Here is a 16,887-nt window from a genome sequence, read left to right on the forward strand (position 1 = left end):
GGGACTCCTCGGGTCAGTTGGCAGTCAAGTGCCAGACGGCGGACCGGTGTTGGTCCGGCGGGAACTGCACGAGCCGGCCGTCGTCCGCGACGCTCAGCGCCATCTGCGTGATCGCGTTCACGAGCCGGTAGCCGCCCGCCGAAGGCGCCAACTCCCAGCGCTGCATGGTGTTCGCGGCATCGCAGGGCTGCGGGGTGGCCGCGATTCCGGGCTGGAGCGGCACGTTGAGGGTGAGCCTGCCGCCCCGCACCTCCAGGCAGCCGTCCGCGGTCCGCACGGTCGCGTAGCCGTCCGCCGTGCGCAGCACCGTGGCGGCGAAGGCGGCACCCGATGTCCGGAAGGTGTACGTCCCGTCCGCCACCGGCACCCGTGTCAGGTCCCGCCATCCGGGCGCATGGCCGACTGCCGTGCCCCGCGCGGTGAATTCGGCGTAGGTGGCGTCGGGATGCGGGTCGCCCCAGGTCGCCTGGGCGAGGTGGCGCAGCGCGGGCCCGGTGTCGGTGGCGACCTCGTTCTCGGTCTCGCCGCGCCCGTTGTCGGGCCAGAGGCTGATCTTCGCGCCGGTGATGCCGGTACTGGAGGTGAGCTTCTCGCCCTCGAAGCCGCGCGGGTCCCAGCTCTGGTCGTACAGCGACTCGGTGTCGCTGTGGAACCCGCCGCGCACCAGGTAGAGGGAGTAGGCCGCGTTCATCAACGGGTAGCCCTGGGCGATGAGTCGGCTCGGTTTCTCCTGCACGTTCAGCCAGTGCTCGACGGTCGTGCCCGGCGCGACCGGCACGGTGTTGGCGCCGGTGAGCCCGTCGTTCCAGATGCGCAGCTTCTTGCCCTTGCTCGCGGCGTAGGCCTGGACGCGGTTGATGAAGTCGATGTAGGCGTCCTGCGGGGTGGCGTTCGCGCCGTACTTCTCCTGGGCGTAGCGCAGCATCTGCGGGTACTTGGAGTAGTCGGAGCCGAGCATGTACTCGTCGGCGCCCATGTGCCAGGACGTCGCGGTGAAGACCTGCGCGTACTCGTCCATCAGGCTGGTGTAGTAGTCGAACGCGGCCTGCTGGGTGACGTCGAGGCGGGCGGGCTGCTTGTTCCCGTCGCTGTCGGTCAGTTGCAGGTCCGGGCGGTTCTCTATCCACGGGTCCATGTGCCCCGGGGAGTTGATCTCGGGGATGATCTCGACGTGGTATTTGTCGCCGAGGGCGACGAGGCGGCGCATCTCGTCCTTGGTGTAGTAGCCCCAGGTATTGGCCTCGGGGTGTGCGTCGCTCTTCACCTTGAGTTCGAGGAGCAGTTGGTTGAGCTTGTGGTACGCCATCTCGCGCACCAGGTTCTCCAGCCAGGGCAGCGAGATGTGGATGTAGCAGGCGCAGACGCCGACCCCGCGCTCCTTGTAGCGCGGTACGTCGACGGTCCGACCGGCCGGGACGCGGTCGCCCTGGGCGAGCAGTTGGAGGAGGGTCCGGGTGCCGTAGAAGGCTCCGGTCTCGGTCGCACCGGTCAGCAACAGCCGTGTGCCTGACTGGAGTTCATAGCCTTCCGCGCCCAACGAGCTGTTCGCCGGCCGGATGTCGATCACGATGTCCCCGGGCCGCGCGGCGCCTCGAACGACGGGCACCCTTCCGTGACCGGACGCCTTCAGGTCGTCGGCGAGGGTGTCGGCGACCCTGCGCTCGCTCTCGCTGTCCGCCACCAGCCGGGTCCCGCCGCCGAAGTCGTAACTCCCGGCTGCGGGAGTCCAGTTGGACAGCGCGGGTACGGTCACCGGCACCGCCCGCTCCTGCTGGACCGCGACCGCCGGCACCGCGGGAGCCGCGAGCAGTGCGCACACCGCCGCGAGTCCGACCAGCCGGAACCGTCTCTTCTTGTGCTCAGCCATGCCACTCCACCTTGAAGACCCACACGTATCGGCCCGACTTCCGGGCCGTCAGGGGTACGTCGATCACCAGTGCTCCGTCCGTCACGGTCCAGGTCAGGGGCCGGTCGTGGCCGAGCAGTGTCACCTTGTCGCCGACGCGTACCGGCACCGGCGCCTCGACGGTGAGCTTCGCGCCCGGTTCGGCCAGCGAATGAATGTAGAAGGCCTCGTCCGGGCGGACCGTGAACCTCAGGTCGTCGCCGAGCTGCGCCATCCGCGACCAGTACGTCGTGTCGTAGATCGCCTCGCCGTTGACGCGCAGCCAACTGCCCGTCTCGCGCAGCCGGGTCTGCATGATCTCGGGGATCGTGCCGTCGGCCCGAGGGCCGATGTCGAGAAGGAAGTTGCCGTTCTTCGACACGATGTCGACGAGGTTGCGCACGACCTCCTCGGCCGTCATGTAGCCGTCGTCGGGGGTCGCCCGGTTGTAGCCGTAGCTGAACGGGTCGAGCCCGCGGCTGGACTCCCACTTGGCGACGACCGTGTTCTCGTACGTCGTGTACTCGGGCGTGGTGAAGTCGTGGAAGGCGATCCCCGAACGGTCGTTGACGGTCACGTCGATCGGACGGCGGCGGTTCTTGGCGTGGTTGAAGTACTCGGCCAGCACCTGGAGGCTGTCGTTGGCGCCGCCGATGTCGCACCAGATGAGTTCGGGGTCGTAGCCGTGGACGAGTTCCAGCATCTGCGGGGCCTGATACTCCGTCACATAGTCCTTGCCCGCGGTGTATCCGGTGTACGGCAGCGGCTGAAGGGTGTACGGATTGCGCGGGGCGTGGCCCATCCACGGGTTGTCGGGGTTGAACCACTCCGGCATCGAGAAGTAGAGCCCGCGGTGGAGTTCGGGCGTGTAGCGGCGTGAGGCGTCGAAGAGTTCCTTGACCAGGTCTCTCTTCGGGCCCCTCTTCACGGCGTTGCGGTCGGAGACCTTGGTGTCCCACAGCGCGAAGCCTTCGTGGTGCTTCGAGGTGAGCACGTGGTACTGGGCGCCCGCGTCCCGGAACAGTTCCACCCAGGCCCGCGGATCGAACTTCTCGGCGGTGAAGCGCGGGATGAAGTCGTCGTACGCGAAGTCCTCGCCGTAGGTGTCCCGGTGGTAGGCGTATGTGGGGTTGTTCGGGTCCTGCATCTGGTCCCAGTACCACTCGGCGTACTGTCGGCCGACCGGCGCCCAGGCGGGTACCGAGTAGACACCCCAGTGGATGAAGATGCCGAACTTGGCGCCCTGGAACCAGTACGGCGCCTGGTGACCGGCCAACGAGGTCCCGGTGGGCTGGTAGTCGGCGACGCCCAGGGTCAACTGCTCTCGGGAGACGGCCACTTGGGAGCCGCGCCCGGTCACGGTCACCGTGCCGTCCCGCACGGTGCCGGGCGTGGCACCGCTGCGGATGCCGACGCGGACGCGGGCCTGCTCACCGGGGTCGAGTCGCCGGACGCGGGCGGGCTCGACCGTACGGGCACCCTCGGCGTCGACGCGCACGGACACTCCGTCGCCCGCGAGGATCGCTACCGTACCGGCGTTCACGACGGTCGCCTCGACGCTCTGCGCGCCGGACGACTCCAGCAGCGAGTGGGTGGAGTGGGCGTCGCGCAGGGCCAACGCCCTTCCCTGGGCGGCGGGTTGGAGGGAGAGGGCGAAGACGTGCAGGGACGTCCGGCCCGCCTCGGCCGGGTTGGTGACCGGGAGCGTGAGGGCGACGGCCTCGCGCCGCGGGTCGAGCCACACCTCCGAGGTGCCGATGCCGACGCTGTGCTCGTCCTTGGTGCCGTCCGGCCGGTAGCGGTACGGAGCGGAGAGCGAGCCGCCGGCCGCGTACCAGTCGGCGCCGCCGAGGCCGGCGGTGGTGGTGGAGCCGTCGGCGTAGTGGACGGTGGCGGTGCCGGACGCGTCGCCGTAGCTGCCCGAGGTGAGGAAGGCGGCCGACAGGTAGCGACCCTGGGGCAGTTCGACGCGTTGGCCCATCGCGACGACGTTGTTCTTGGCGCCCGCGGCCGAGGAGGGGAAGAGGAAGGGGATGCCGTCGACCTCGACGCGGCCGGTGGGGAGTTCCTCGCCCGGGAAGGTGTAGCCGGAGCCGTCGAAGTCACCGCCACGCGCGGCGGCGGTGTCGATGCCGTCGTTGTCGTAGAGGCCGTCGAGCGGGACGGGGACCGGGTCGGGGACGGGGACCCACGGCCCGGACCCGGTGGCGGCGGGTTCGGCGGCCCGCGCGTCCGTCGCCGGGACGAGCGGAAGGGCGAGCGGAAGGGTGGCCGAGGCGGCTGCGCCCGCCGTCGCGCCGAGTACCTGACGTCTTGGATATGTGCCCATGAGCGGCTCCCAATCATCGGATGTCTGATAATTGAGCTGCCCTTTGGGACTGTCAATGGGGCGTGGTAGTAGGCGAGTTGAGCCATTGATCGGATCACCAGCAAGTCAAGGGGACCTACTCGGAAACGGCTCGTGAAAAGTCCAAGAAGACGCCTCCGAATGTCCAAGACCCGTCACCTCTCGACGCGCCGCTCCGGCCGGGGCACAGTTCTCCCTACGTACCCGCGAGTAGAACGAAGGAGCACGCCCGTGACCAGCTGGGTCGGCCGTACCGCCGCCGAGATTTCCGCCGCCGTACGCGAGAAGCGGGTGACCCCGCGCGAGGTGGTGGCCGAGCATCTCGCCCGGATCGAGCGGCTCGACGGGCGGGTCGGGGCGTTCCGGGTGGTGCGGGCGGAGGCGGCGCTCGCGGAGGCCGACGAGGTGGCCGCGCGGGCCGATCTCGCCGAACTGCCCCTGGCGGGCGTGCCGGTGGCCGTGAAGGACAACCTCGCCGTGACGGGCGAGCGCAACCGGATCGGCACCGACGCGACCCCGGACACCCCCGCCGACCACGACCATGTCACCGTGGCCAGGCTGCGGGCGGCGGGCGCGGTGGTCGTGGGGCTGACGAACGTGCCCGAGCTGTGCGTCTTCGCCACCACCGAGGGTGTCCACGGCACCAGCCGCAACCCGTGGGACACCACCCGTACCGCAGGAGGCTCCTCGGGCGGCAGCGCCGCCGCGGTCGCCGCCGGCATGGTGCCGATCGCCCTCGGCAACGACGGCATGGGCTCGCTGCGCATCCCGGCGGCGAACTGCGGTCTGGTCACGATCAAACCGGGCTTCGGGGTCGTCCCGGCCGGCATCGCCGACGGCGACTGGTTCGGGATGTCCGAGAACGGCCCCCTCGCGACGACCGTCGAGGACGCCCGGCTGATGTTCTCGGTCCTCGCGGACACCGAGGTCGTACGACCCGACGAGCCCGCCTCCCGCAAGGTCGCCGTCTCCGTCCGCAGCCCACTCGCCGGAGTCGCCGTCAGCAAGCCGTATACGACCGCGGCCCGGGAGGCGGCCGGGCTGCTGGCCGGGGCCGGTCACGCGGTGCACCGCGCCGATCCGCCGTATCCGCTGTCCCTGAGCAACACCTCGCTGGCGCACTGGACGGCCGGCACCTCGGTGGACGTGACCGGGCTCGACCCGCGGAAGCTCGCTCGGCGGACGCGGGTGCACGCGGCCATCGGGCGCAGGTTCGTCAAGAGCGTCCGCACCGGCAAGAGCCGGGAGCGGCTGCGGGAACGCCTCGCGCCCTTCTTCGCCGAGTACGACATCCTGCTGACGCCGGCACTGGCCCGCCGCTCCCCCAAGGCCGGGCCGTGGCACGAGCGGGGCTGGCTGCGCAATGTGCTGGCCAACACGAACTACTCGCCGATGACACCCCCGTGGAACCTCACCGGCTGGCCCGCGATGTCGGTCCCGTTCGGCACCCTGCCCTCCGGCGCGCCCTGCGCCGTACAACTGGTGGGACGGCCGGGGTCGGAGGCGGCGCTGCTGGAGCTGGCGGAGGAGCTGGAGAAGCTGCGGCCCTGGCAGCGGGCGGCACCGCTCGACTAGAGGGTGCCTCTGGAGAGAAGGCGCTCCTAGAGAGCGCGGTACATGATGTGCAGGCCGACCCGCCCGTCCCGGGGATGGTCGAACGCGTCCGGCACGGTGCCCAGGACCGTGAAGCCGAGGGAGAGCCAGAGCTTGACGGCGGGGTTGGTCTCGACGACCGCGTTGAAGACCATGCCCCGGAAGCCCTGGTCGCGGGCGGCGGTGAGGATGTGTCCGGCGAGGGCGCGGCCGATACCGCGCCCGCCGTGGTCGAGGTCGACCATGAAGCCGGCGTTGGCGATGCGGTCGGCGGGGCCGCCGTAGTTCGGGGTGACGAAGGCCGAGCCGACGATCGTCCCGGTCTCGTCCTCGGCGACGTACACGCGCTTGGGTGGGGACGTCCACAGGACCCGGGCCGCCTCTTCGGAGGTGTCCCGGGCCCAGGTGTAGGTGTCGCCGGCGGCGACGATCCGGTGCCAGAAAGGCCAGATCCGCGGCCAGTCGCCGACCGCGGCTTCTCTGATCAGCATGGGCGCGATTTTCGCACGCCCACGCTGTCGGCGATCGCGACGGGTCCCGTCGGGGTCAGTCCACGCTGGGCAGGATGTGGGGCTCGGCGAGGTCGTCCTCGTAGCCCGCGAGGCGGATGGGGGCGGACCGGGCCCACACGGCCAGGCTGCCGAGCTCGTCGGACCGGTGGCCCGCACGCTCCGTGGGTTCCTTGGGGCGTTGCTCGCGATTCGTCTTCTCCGGTGTCACCGCGCACTCCTTATGTGTCGGGTCACCCTCGGGGCATACCGGCCGTTCTCCGGTCCGGTACCTGAGGCCCGCTCGGGTGTGGGTTGAAGGCAGTTCGGACGCGGTGGCGCCGGTTACTCGTGTGAGAGCAGGCCGGTGTGACCGGCTTGTCCCGGGACGGACCATGGGTGTGGGTGGGACCCCTTGTCGCTGTCCGTCCGCCTCAGGTTAACCAAATGAGCGGGCCGCCGCTCGATGGGGCTGAAAACATGGGGTAACCATTGCAAGTCTCCCCGTGTTCTTCGGCCACGACCTGAACCGGTTTGTCACATGATGCGCTGTTCAACGGCCACCCGCACGGCCTGCGTCCGCGGACGCGCGAGCGAGGACATGACCTACGTCACTGAAGGCGTCGCGCAGTTCAGGTCCCGTTGGCCGAGTCGAAAGCTCCACATGATCTCCTGGCGTTCCGCACGGGCTGTCTCGCGGGAGGACTGACGCATGGAGTTGCGCAGCGTCGAGGAGCTGATGGATCTGCTGTACGCCTGTCGGGGCGCCTGGGACACCCCCGACCGGAGCGGTGATCCGGTCGATCTGCACGATCACGCGCTGCAGACAGCCGCACTGCTGCGCCGAGGTCGCCCCGCCGACAAGGAACTCCAGGTGGCCGGCCTGGTCCACGACATCGGGCATCTCCTGCAACCGGGCGACGACGCCGGGCACGCGGACCACGCGGCGGACGCGGTCCAGGCCCTGCTCGGCGAGCGCGTCGCCCACCTCGTCCGCCTGCACGTCCCCGCGAAGCGCTATCTCGCCGCCGCCTCCCCGGGTCGCGACCTGTCCACCCGGAGCACGCTGACCCTGCGGGCGCAGGGCGGCCCGATGTCCCGCGCGGAGGCCGCCGCCTTCGAGCGCGATCCGCTCGCCGACGACGCGGTCACCCTGCGCCAGGCCGACGACGCGGGCAAGGTCGTCGGCCTCGACGCCGGCGTCCTGGAGGACTGGCGCACGGTGCTGGGCATCGTCGCCGCCCGGAACTCCCGGCTGCCCAACTCCCGCCTGGGGGCTGTCGACTGACGGTCCGTCATGAGACGGTACGGCGATGACGTCGTCGTACGGTCTACTGGGTCGGGCCGCTCTGGTCACCGGGGGCACGCGCGGGATCGGGCGCGCGGTCGCCGAGGCGTTCGCCGGGGCCGGGGCGCTGGTGTGCGTGAGCGCGCGGAACGCCGACGAAGTGGCGCGCACCGCCGACGAGTTGGGCGGTGTCGGCCTGGCCGGGGACGTCGCCGACCCGGAACACCTGCGCGAGCTGTCCGAGTTGGCGCTGCGCGCGTTCGGGCGGATCGACGTGGTCGTCAACAACGCGGCGACGAACCAGCCGTACGGCCCGCTGATGGACGCCGATCCGGACGCCTGGCGGACGGCGTTCACCGTGAACGTCGAGGCGCCGCTGCGGTTGACACAGTGCGTGTGGCGGGCGTGGATGCGGGAGCACGGCGGCGCGGTGGTCAACGTGTGCACGGAGGGCGCCGGGCATGTCGGGCCGAACGTGGGGGCGTACTCCACCAGCAAGGCGGCGCTTCTCCACCTCACGCGGCAGCTCGCGGGCGAACTCGCGCCGAGGGTGCGGGTCAACTCCGTCTCCCCCGGTCTCGTCCGCACCGACATGGCACGGTTCGTGTGGGAGCCCGGCGAGGCGGAGGTCGCCGCCGGGCTGCCGCTCGGCCGGATCGGGGAACCGGCCGACATCGCTCGGGCCGTGCTGTGGCTGGCCTCCGACCGGGCCGAGTGGATCACCGGGGCGGATCTGCTCGTGGACGGCGGGACACGGGTGAGAGCGGCGTACACGTCGGGCGGGTACGCCGTCCACGACCGGTTGAGGTCGGCCGCGCCGCCCCACCCGTAGCGGTCCCCGACGGGATCACGGGAACAGGGCGATCCCCACGAGGATCAGCAGGACGATGCCGGCGACGAGCGCGACCGTGGCCCAGGTCCCGCGGTGCTTCACCGCGGTCGTGGGCCCGCCGCCGCGCGGGCGGTCCTCCGGCAGGACGGGGTGGGCCGGGCGGTCGCTCGCGTAGAACTCCGCGTCGGTCGGGTAGTGGTTGCGCGGGTCGTTGAAGGCCCTCGGATCGATGCCGTGTGCACTGGCCATGGGAACTCCTCGCGCGGTGCTCACCAGGGCCGGGACCCGGCGGTCACCGGGGCTCGTGTCCGGGGTGGCGGGTTACCACTTGCCGGGCGCGTAGTCCTTCAGGAAGACGCCGTACAGGTCCTCGCCCTGCTCGCCGCGCACAATCGGATCGTAAACCCGGGCGGCCCCGTCGACCAGGTCGAGCGGTGCGTGGAAGCCCTCCTCGGCGAGGCGGAGCTTGTCGTAGTGGGGGCGTTCGTCGGTGATCCAGCCGGTGTCGACGGAGGTCATGAGGATGCCGTCGGCCTGGAACATCTCCTGGCCGCTGGTGCGGGTCACCATGTTCATCGCGGCCTTGGCGGCGTTGGTGTTCGGGTGCCCGGCGCCCTTGTAGCCGCGGCCGAAGACGCCCTCCATGGCGGAGACGTTGACGATGTACGCGCGTCCGCTCGTCGCGGCCTTCGCGGCGGCGGCCATGGCCGGGCGGAGCTTGCTGATGAGGATGAACGGCGCGGTGTAGTTGCAGAGTTGGGTCTCAAGGAGCTCCACCGGGGAGATCTGCTCGATGGTCTGCACCCAGGTGTTGGTGTCGACCACGTCGGGGACCAGGCCGCCCGCGTCGATGGCCGTGCCGTCGAGGTGCCGGGCAACGCTGGCGTTGCCCGCGACCAGGGCGAGGTCGGCGACCTGCTGGGCGTCGAGACCGGAGATCCCGACCGGCAGCGCGGCCAGGCCGTCGACCGCTCCGGAGCCGAACGCGCCGATCACCTGGTGGGCGGGCAGCTCACCGGCGGGCAGCGGGGCGCTCTCGCCGTCGACGAGGGCGGCGTAGGCGGACGGCAGGCGCCGTACGGTCTGGGTCGCGTTGTTGATGAGGACGTCGAGGGGGCCGGCCTCGGCGATCTGGTCGGCGAGGGCGACGGCCTGCGCCGGGTCACGGAGGTCGATGCCGACGACCTCCAGGCGGTGCAGCCAGTCCGCGGAGTCGTCCATGGCCTTGAAGCGGCGGATGGCGTCCTTCGGGAAGCGCGTGGTGATCGTCGTGTGCGCGCCGTCGCGCAGCAGCCTCAGCGCGATGTACATGCCGATCTTGGCGCGACCGCCGGTGAGCAGGGCGCGCTTGCCGGTGAGGTCGGCGTGGTCGTCGCGCTTCTCGCGGTTCAGGCGGGCGCAGTCGGGACAGAGCTGGTGGTAGAAGTAGTCGACTTCCACGTAGCGGGTCTTGCAGGTGTAGCAGGAGCGGGGGCGCTGGAGTATCCCGGCGATCCGGCCCTCCTCCGTCACCGACGACGGGAGCAGGCCCTCGGTCTCGTCGTCGATGCGCTGGGCGGAGCCGGTCGCGGTGGACTCGGTGACGGCCTTGTCGTGCGCGGTCTTCGCGGCCCGGCGCTCCTGGCGGCGGCGCTGCTTGACGCTGCGGTAGATGCCCGCGGTGGCGCGGCGCACGGTGATCGCGTCGGGGTGGTCGACGTCGATCTTCTCGAGTTCGTCGAGCACGCTGAGGCAGACGGCCAGCCGCTCGGGGTCGATGCCGGGCCCGTACACGACCTCGTCCGGGGTCGTGGAGCCGTTCTCTGTCACCGTCATCGCGCTGCCGTTTCCCTGGGTCACCTGCGGCGGCGCTCGATCGCGCACACCGTCGAACCGGGAATTTTACGGAGCGCCGGGCCGCAGCACCAAACCCGCGCCGGGTCACGACCCGCAGGCGGTGATGAGTGTCTCCACCTCCTCGGTCAGCGCGCGGGCGAACACATCGAGATCCGGTACGGCCTCGGCGTCCGCGACGAGCCCGTAGTGGACCTGTCCGCGGAACGTGGACACGGCCACCGCGAGGGACTGGCCGCCGGCCAGCGGGGCGTACGGGAAGACCGCGGTGACGGGGTTGCCGCCGAGCTTCAGGCCGATGCCGGGCAGCGGGACGCTGGTGACCAGGATGTCGAACCAGAGCCGGGCGGCCTGCGCGGCGAGGGGTCCGCCGAGCCGGTGGCCGAGCGCCGGTACATGGTCGGCGAGCAGGGCTACGGCGCCGGCGCCCCGGTTGGGTCCGGCGTCCTTGTTGCGGTCCATGGCGGCACGCACCGAGTCGAGCCGCCCGAGCGGGTCGGGGTCGTCGACGGGCAGCCGTATCAGGTACCCGGAGAGCCGGTTGCCCTGTGGGTGCGCGGTACGCGGGCGGCGTTTCGACACGGGGATCAGGGCGCGGGGCGCGACGCCCTCGCTGCCGTCGCCGCGCTCGTCGAGCCAGCGGCGCAGGGCGCCCGCGACGACCGCGATGAGTACGTCGTTGACGGTGCCGCCGACGGTCTTGCGGATCCGGTGCACGTCGTCGAGGTCGACGACGACTCCGGCGGTACGGCGGGTGCCCGAGGCGTCGGAGGTCAGCGCCGCCGACGAACGGACGTCCAGGGTGGAGCGGGCGACGGACGCCCCGATGTCGAGGGCCCGGCCCACGTCGGACAGGGCGTCCCGAAGCAGCCCGGGCAGCTTGCGCACGTCCGGCAGCAGGCCCCGTACGGGTTCCGGGGGGCGGGGGCGGCGCTCGGGCATGTCCATCGGGTCGAGGATGGCGGCGGCGAGGGTCAGCGCGCGCAGTCCGTCGGCCAGGGCGTGGTGGAACTTGAACAGCACGGCGAAGGAGACACCGTCCTCGCCGGGCAGCACATGCGCCTCCCACGGGGGCCGGCCGCGCTCCAGCGGGCGTTCCATCAGCCGGCCCGCCACCTCCTGGAAGTCGGCGGTCGGGGCGTGCAGCCGGACGTGGTGCAGCGGGTCGAAGTCGGGGTCGGCCTCGCGGGTGGCGCTCCCGAAGGACAGGGACAGCGGCTGCCACACGTCCCGGATGCGCATCCGCAGCCCGGGAACGGCGGCGGCACGGGAAGCGAGCAGGTCGGCGGCGTGGGCTCCCGCGGTGGGCGAGTGCGCCGAGAAGACGCCGAGCGCGCCCAGGTGCATCGGGTTCCGGTCGGACTCGATGTTCCAGAACGCAAGGTCGAGAGGAGCGAGCAGGTCAGAAGTCAATTGCTTGCCTCGCGTCGACTAGGGGTGAGCAAGCAGTCAAGCGCCGACAAGCGATTACGGTCAAGTACGATCAAGCTACGCACAGTTAACAGCAGATTACATCCAGCCCCGGTCCCACCCCTCTGAGAGGGGCGGGACTCAAGAGGCGCCTGAGATCACTTCAGTGCCGGTGGTCCCGCCTGGGGTGACGTACCCCACTCCGACGGGTGCGGGCCGACCGTGAATTCCAGCGACCGTACGGACCTCAGCAGCCCGGTCGTCAGCCAGGTGCGGTCGTACGACGTCCCGTCCGTCCGCGCCGCCTGGATGTAGCGGTCGGCGGCCGAGGTGCCGGGTGCCTTGACGGTCAGGGCGCCGTGCGGGTAGTAGCGGCGGTCCAGGGTCAGGTCGACCCGGTCGAACACGGGTGTGGACAGGCCCCAGGTGTCGTAGCCGGGCTGGACCGGGAAGATCCCGATCGACGACAGCACGTTCCAGGCGGACATCGTGCCGAGGTCGTCGTTGCCGGTCATGCCGGTCGGACCGTCCGTGAACAGGGTCAGGGCGGCGTGGACGACGTCGGTCGTCTTCCAGGGCTCACCGGTCGACAGATAGGTGTAGGGGGCGATCAGGTCGGGTTCGTTCTGCGGGTTGTACTTGTCCGCGTTGTAGTAGTCGTACGGCCCGTTGACCCACACCTCGCGCGCGGTCTTCGCCGGGTCGGCGAGCAGCTGGTCGTAGGCGAAGAAGGAGTCGAGCCGGGCGTTGGCCGCCCGCCGCCCTCCGATGAGGTCGACCATCCCGGGCAGGTCCTGCGGCACCAGCCACTGGTACTGCCACGACGTGCCCTCGTGGAAGCCCTCGCTCTGCGCCGGGTCGGCAGGACCGACGAAGGCGCCGGAGGCGTCACGGGCGCGGAAGAAGCCGGTCGAGGGGTCGAAGATGCTCCGGTAGTTCTGCGCGCGGGCCGCATAGCGCGCGGCATCGGCGCCGTGCCCCAGGTCGCGGGCCATCTGCGCGAGCATCGCGTCCGAGAGCGCGTACTCCAGGGTGGCCGAGGCCCCGTGGTCGTAGTCCGAGTCACCGGGCTTCACGTGCGGGCGGTCCTTGAGGTACGGCGCGAAGCCGTTGGCGAGGTACTCCTTGTTCGCCTCCCGGCCGACCGCCGCCGAGTCGCTGGGCGGGACCCCGTCGGCGTTCTGCTTCAACGCCCGGTAGGCACGCTCCTCGTACCCCTTGAGCAGGCCCTGCTGATAGGCGTTGGTCAGGAACGGTGTGACCGGGTCGCCGGTCATGATGTTCGTCTCGACCGTGCCGTAGCCCCACTTGGGCAGCCAGCCGCTCTCCTCGTCGATCTTGATCACCGAGACCGCCATGTCGCGGGCCTCGCGGGGTGCGAGCAGGGCGAGGAGCTGGGACTGGGTGCGGTAGGTGTCCCACAGGGACCAGTTCTGGTAGTACGTGAAGCCCTTCGCACGGTGGATCCGCTGGTCCCAGCCGGTGTAGCGGCCGTCGGCGTCGCTGCCGATGTTCGGTGCGAGGAAGGACCGGTACAGGGACGAGTAGAAGGTCCGGCGCAGGGTGTCGGAGCCGCCCTGCGCGCGGACGTCGTCCAGCCGCTCCTCCCAGGCCTGTTGGGCGCGATGATGTACCGCGTCGAACGAACTCCCGCCCTCCGCACGGAGGTTGACGGCCGCGCCGTGCGCGTCGACGTACGAGAGGGCCGTGGTCGCCTCGACCGTGCGGTCCTTGGTCGTGTCGAAGCGGACGTACGCGCCGCCGCTCCCGGTCCTCGAACCGGCCGTCACCGTCGGGCCGTTCCAGGTGCCGTACGTGGTGAAGGGCCGGTCGAAGCGGGTGATCGTGTAGACGGTGTACGGCTTGGTGTCCTGGCAGAAGCCGCGGCCGGTGATGGTGGTGCGCACGGTCCGGTTGTCGAGGACCTCGACCTTCGAGGAGACGCCCGAGTGCAGCGACTGGGCCGCGTTCAGCAGGACGTTGGCCTTGTCGGTGGCCGGGAAGGTGTAGCGCTGTACGCCCGTGCGTGCGGTCGCCGTCAGTTCGGCCTCGATGCCGGATTTCAGGCCGACTTGGTAGTAGCCCGGGCTCGCGCGCTCGTCGTCGTGGCCGAACTCGGCCGCGTACTGGGCGTAGTCCGTCCGCGTCACGTCACCGGTCGTCGGCAGTACGGGCAGATCGCCGCCGAGGCCGCAGCCCACGCCGGAGAGGTGCACGAGGGAGAAGCCGCGAATGTGGTTCTGCGAGTAGTCGTAGCCGGTGTTGTGGCCGGTGTCCGGCGAGAACTGCACCATGCCGAAGGGCACGGCGGCTCCGGGGTAGGTGTTGCCGTCGTTCTCGGTACCGATGAACGGGTTGACCAGGTCGGTGAGTTGGCCGCCGACCGAGGCCCGTGCGGTGGTGGCGGGGGCGGCGAACAGCGCGGACACCGCCACCGCCCCCGCCATGCCCAACCGCAGGCGCCGGGTCCATCTCATGCGTCCTCCAAGGGAGTTGAGGTGGTGGGGCACCCTGCGGGAGTCGCCTGCGAGGCGTCGCGGATCAGTGCCCGCTGGGCGGCCCTCACCCGTTGCGCGTCGGGCTTGAGCACCCGGCGGTCGTACGTCATGAGTCCGTTCAACTCGCCCTCGACGTCGGAGATTTGGGTGTAGACCGCGCCGTTGCCGCCCTGGCAGGTCAGGGCGTGCACCTCGGCGAGCTTGGCGAGGTAGTCGTCGGTGTAGGCGGCCGGGTCGACGTCCACGTACGACTGCTGGACCGACCAGGCGTGTCCCGGCACCGCGAGCCCGAGACCCCCGTACTCGCCGCTGACCAGGGCGCGTTGGCCGTCGGGGTGGGGTGGCAGGGCGGGGCTGGGGTAGCCGTGCTCGTCGATGATGTCGCCGGTGCCGCCGTCCACGCCGAGGTTGATGCCGGACATGCTGTTGACGAGCCGGGTCGGGTCCCAGGCCTTGGCCTGGTCGGCGATGCGGGCCTCGTCGTACTGGCCCCACCCCTCGTTGAACGTCACCCACATGACGACCGACGGGCTGCTGATGTGCTCGTCGATCATCTGCTTCATCTCGCGCTCGTACTCGGCGCGGGCGGCTGCGGACGGGTTCACCCAGGCCGTCATCGCGGGCATGTCCTGCCACACCATGAGGCCGAGCCGGTCGGCCCAGTAGAACCAGCGGTCGGGCTCGACCTTGATGTGCTTGCGCACGGCGTTGAAGCCCAACTGCTTGTGGACTGTGAGGTCATGGGCCAGTGCCTCGTCGGTCGGGGCCGTGTAGAGGCCGTCGGGCCAGAAGCCCTGGTCGAGTGTGGCCATCATGAAGATCGGCTTGCCGTTGAGGACCGTGCGCGGGACGCCGTTCACCTTCTCCACGGCGATCGAACGCATCCCGAAGTAGCTGCCGACGTGGTCATTGCCGACGGTGACCTTCAGGTCGTAGAGGAACGGGTCGTCGGGCGACCAGAGGCGGGGGCGCTTGATGGTCAGGGTCAGCGGGGCGCCGGTGCGGCCGTGCACCGTGGCGACCTCGCGTTTTCCGTCGTACGCCGTCGCGGTGATCGGTACGCCGTCGCGAACTCCCCTGGCTTCGACGGTGAGTTGGCTCTTGGCGACGTCCGGGGTGAGTTTGAGGGAGCCGACGTGGTCGGGGGCGACCGGTTCCATCCAGACCGTCTGCCAGATGCCCGAGGTCGGGGTGTACCAGATGCCGCTCGGGTCGAGGCGCTGTTTGCCGATCGGCGGGTTCTCGCCGTCGGCCGCGTCGGTGGGGTCGTAGACGCCGACGATCAGTTCCTGGGTGCGGCCGGGCGTCAGGGCGTCGGTGACGTCGGCGCCGAACTTGTCGTAGCCGCCCTGGTGTTCGGTGACCTTCGTGCCGTTGACGTAGACCTCGGCCCGCCAGTCGACGGCGCCGAAGTTGAGCATCAGGCGCTTGCCGGAGCCGATCCTCCAGTCGGCGGGGACGGTGAAGGTGCGGCGGTACCACATCCGGCCCTCGTGCCGTTCCAGGCCCGAGAGCTGGGACTCGACGGGGTACGGGACGAGGATGCGCTCGGCGAGGTTCCTGCCCACGGGTGGCTGTTCGCCCGCCGTCGCCGCCGCGAACTGCCAACTTCCGTTGAGGTTGCGCCAGTCGGTGCGGGTCAGTTGGGGGCGCGGGTACTCGGGGAGCGCGTTGTGCGGGCCCACCCGGTCGGCCCACGGGGTGCGCAGTTCGTGGGTGGAGTGGTTCGGGCCGGTGCTCCAGAAGGCGTTGATAACGTTGCCATCGGCCGCGGTGAGGCCGGCGTCGCCGTCGTAGCGGATGTCGGCGGTGCCGGGGGCGGTGCCCGTCTTGTTGCCGACGACGGGTTCGGCGAGGGGGACGATCAGGGTGCGCGGGTCCGCCGGGTCCAACTCTGCTGTTCCCAGGGGCCACTTGGCGCCGCCGATCACCGCTTCGAGGTGGTCGGTCAGGTCGGCCGGGGGTGCGGCGAGGGGCTGGGCGAAGTCGAGTCTCAGGGTGCGGCCGGTGCTGGTGACCGTGGCGGCGAGGGCGCCGTCGTAGTCGTAGCCGTCGGGGAGCCGGAAGGCCGACTGCGGGACGGGGACCTTGGTGCCGCCGGGTTCGGTCCAGCGGAGGTGGAGGTCGGAGCCGCCGTAGTGCTCGAAGTACTCGACCTTGATGTCGTAGGCCGTGCCGGCGGTCAACTCGATGGGGACGGCGGTCTGTTCGCGGTCCCAGTCGTCGACCCAGTGGTCGATGGCGAGCTGTCCGCCGATCCAGAGGCGGAAGCCGTTGTCGCCGATGATCGAGAAGGTGTGGGGGCCGGTCCTCGTCGGCACGATCTTTCCGGTCCAGCGGACGCTCACGTCGTCGGACTGGCCGGTGGTGAAGGCGAGCCGGGGTTCGAGGTTGTCGAAGTCGAGGTTCGGGTCGAAGCCGGTGGCCTTGAGGTCGGCGAAGTCGAAGGCGCCTGGGGCGGACTGGGTGTAGTACTCGCCCTTCAGGCCGTGGATCTCGACGGGGTCGTCGGCAGCTGCGGCGTTCGCGGTGGGGACGGCGGCCAGCCCGGCGATGCCGAGGGCCAGGGCGAGCAGTAACGCGAGTCGGTCTCTGAGACGTCTGATGCGCACGGATCCTCCACAACAACGTTGTCATGGGCAGCAGTTGGCATGACAACACGGATTCCGCCTTCCGTCCAGGGACATGACAAAGCCCCGGTGCGGCTTTTGCA

The 16,887-nt window shown here is 70.5% G+C and carries 12 protein-coding genes; 3 read left to right on the top strand and 9 right to left on the bottom strand.

Annotation, left to right across the window (positions count from 1 at the left end; all coding sequences use genetic code 11):
- Positions 1-13 precede the first annotated feature (13 nt).
- Both ACIQBL_RS11795 and ACIQBL_RS11800 read right to left on the bottom strand, forming a co-directional pair.
- The gene (locus tag ACIQBL_RS11795; RefSeq protein ID WP_401939756.1) at positions 14-1,867 is read right to left on the bottom strand and encodes a family 20 glycosylhydrolase; all 1,854 of its coding nucleotides are present in this window, start codon (positions 1,865-1,867) and stop codon (positions 14-16) included.
- A complete protein-coding gene (locus tag ACIQBL_RS11800) occupies positions 1,860-4,214 on the bottom strand; it encodes an alpha-L-fucosidase (protein ID WP_401939757.1) in 2,355 nt (784 codons plus the stop codon). The genes ACIQBL_RS11795 and ACIQBL_RS11800 overlap by 8 nt, the downstream gene beginning before the upstream one ends.
- Positions 4,215-4,463: 249 nt before the next feature.
- Between ACIQBL_RS11800 and ACIQBL_RS11805 the strand changes: the two genes are divergently transcribed.
- The gene (locus ACIQBL_RS11805; protein WP_401939759.1) at positions 4,464-5,807 is read left to right on the top strand and encodes an amidase; all 1,344 of its coding nucleotides are present in this window, start codon (positions 4,464-4,466) and stop codon (positions 5,805-5,807) included.
- Between the two features lie 26 nt (positions 5,808-5,833).
- Here ACIQBL_RS11805 and ACIQBL_RS11810 read toward each other — a convergent pair whose 3' ends face one another.
- Positions 5,834-6,316, bottom strand: a complete 483-nt coding sequence (locus tag ACIQBL_RS11810; RefSeq protein ID WP_401939762.1) for a GNAT family N-acetyltransferase — start codon at positions 6,314-6,316, stop codon at positions 5,834-5,836.
- Between the two features lie 55 nt (positions 6,317-6,371).
- Positions 6,372-6,545 (bottom strand): hypothetical protein, encoded by a 174-nt coding sequence (locus tag ACIQBL_RS11815; protein ID WP_019068289.1) that lies wholly within the window; start codon positions 6,543-6,545, stop codon positions 6,372-6,374.
- A 480-nt stretch (positions 6,546-7,025) separates the two neighbouring features.
- Between ACIQBL_RS11815 and ACIQBL_RS11820 the strand changes: the two genes are divergently transcribed.
- Both ACIQBL_RS11820 and ACIQBL_RS11825 read left to right on the top strand, forming a co-directional pair.
- Entirely contained in the window at positions 7,026-7,601 is a 576-nt protein-coding gene (locus tag ACIQBL_RS11820) for an HD domain-containing protein (RefSeq protein WP_401939764.1), read from the top strand.
- Positions 7,602-7,626: 25 nt separating this feature from the next.
- On the top strand, positions 7,627-8,433 hold the full coding sequence (locus ACIQBL_RS11825; RefSeq protein WP_401939767.1) for an SDR family oxidoreductase: 807 nt from the start codon (positions 7,627-7,629) through the stop codon (positions 8,431-8,433).
- 15 nt (positions 8,434-8,448) lie between these two features.
- Here ACIQBL_RS11825 and ACIQBL_RS11830 read toward each other — a convergent pair whose 3' ends face one another.
- From ACIQBL_RS11830 to ACIQBL_RS11850, 5 genes are all read right to left on the bottom strand, one after another.
- Positions 8,449-8,682: a hypothetical protein gene (locus ACIQBL_RS11830; RefSeq protein ID WP_401939770.1), complete on the bottom strand. Its 234-nt coding sequence runs from the start codon at positions 8,680-8,682 to the stop codon at positions 8,449-8,451.
- A gap of 72 nt (positions 8,683-8,754) precedes the next feature.
- Positions 8,755-10,248, bottom strand: a complete 1,494-nt coding sequence (locus ACIQBL_RS11835; protein ID WP_401939771.1) for an SDR family NAD(P)-dependent oxidoreductase — start codon at positions 10,246-10,248, stop codon at positions 8,755-8,757.
- 105 nt (positions 10,249-10,353) lie between these two features.
- On the bottom strand, positions 10,354-11,679 hold the full coding sequence (locus ACIQBL_RS11840; protein ID WP_401939773.1) for a wax ester/triacylglycerol synthase family O-acyltransferase: 1,326 nt from the start codon (positions 11,677-11,679) through the stop codon (positions 10,354-10,356).
- Positions 11,680-11,834: 155 nt separating this feature from the next.
- Positions 11,835-14,153: a GH92 family glycosyl hydrolase gene (locus ACIQBL_RS11845; RefSeq protein ID WP_401939776.1), complete on the bottom strand. Its 2,319-nt coding sequence runs from the start codon at positions 14,151-14,153 to the stop codon at positions 11,835-11,837.
- The gene (locus tag ACIQBL_RS11850; RefSeq protein ID WP_401939779.1) at positions 14,150-16,786 is read right to left on the bottom strand and encodes a PA14 domain-containing protein; all 2,637 of its coding nucleotides are present in this window, start codon (positions 16,784-16,786) and stop codon (positions 14,150-14,152) included. Before ACIQBL_RS11850 ends, ACIQBL_RS11845 begins: the two co-directional genes overlap by 4 nt.
- Positions 16,787-16,887 lie beyond the last annotated feature (101 nt).

It is taken from the genome of Streptomyces sp. NPDC088350 (assembly GCF_044753545.1).
Classification (GTDB): Bacteria; Actinomycetota; Actinomycetes; order Streptomycetales; family Streptomycetaceae; genus Streptomyces.

What these genes read in the sequence shown, in the direction of transcription:
- ACIQBL_RS11795 (WP_401939756.1), bottom strand. Translation starts at nt 1,867, where the DNA reads ATGGCTGAGCACAAGAAGAGACGGTTCCGGCTGGTCGGACTCGCGGCG.
- ACIQBL_RS11800 (WP_401939757.1), bottom strand. Translation starts at nt 4,214, where the DNA reads ATGGGCACATATCCAAGACGTCAGGTACTCGGCGCGACGGCGGGCGCA.
- ACIQBL_RS11810 (WP_401939762.1), bottom strand. Translation starts at nt 6,316, where the DNA reads ATGCTGATCAGAGAAGCCGCGGTCGGCGACTGGCCGCGGATCTGGCCT.
- ACIQBL_RS11820 (WP_401939764.1), top strand. Translation starts at nt 7,026, where the DNA reads ATGGAGTTGCGCAGCGTCGAGGAGCTGATGGATCTGCTGTACGCCTGT.
- ACIQBL_RS11825 (WP_401939767.1), top strand. Translation starts at nt 7,627, where the DNA reads ATGACGTCGTCGTACGGTCTACTGGGTCGGGCCGCTCTGGTCACCGGG.
- ACIQBL_RS11830 (WP_401939770.1), bottom strand. Translation starts at nt 8,682, where the DNA reads ATGGCCAGTGCACACGGCATCGATCCGAGGGCCTTCAACGACCCGCGC.
- ACIQBL_RS11835 (WP_401939771.1), bottom strand. Translation starts at nt 10,248, where the DNA reads ATGACGGTGACAGAGAACGGCTCCACGACCCCGGACGAGGTCGTGTAC.
- ACIQBL_RS11845 (WP_401939776.1), bottom strand. Translation starts at nt 14,153, where the DNA reads ATGAGATGGACCCGGCGCCTGCGGTTGGGCATGGCGGGGGCGGTGGCG.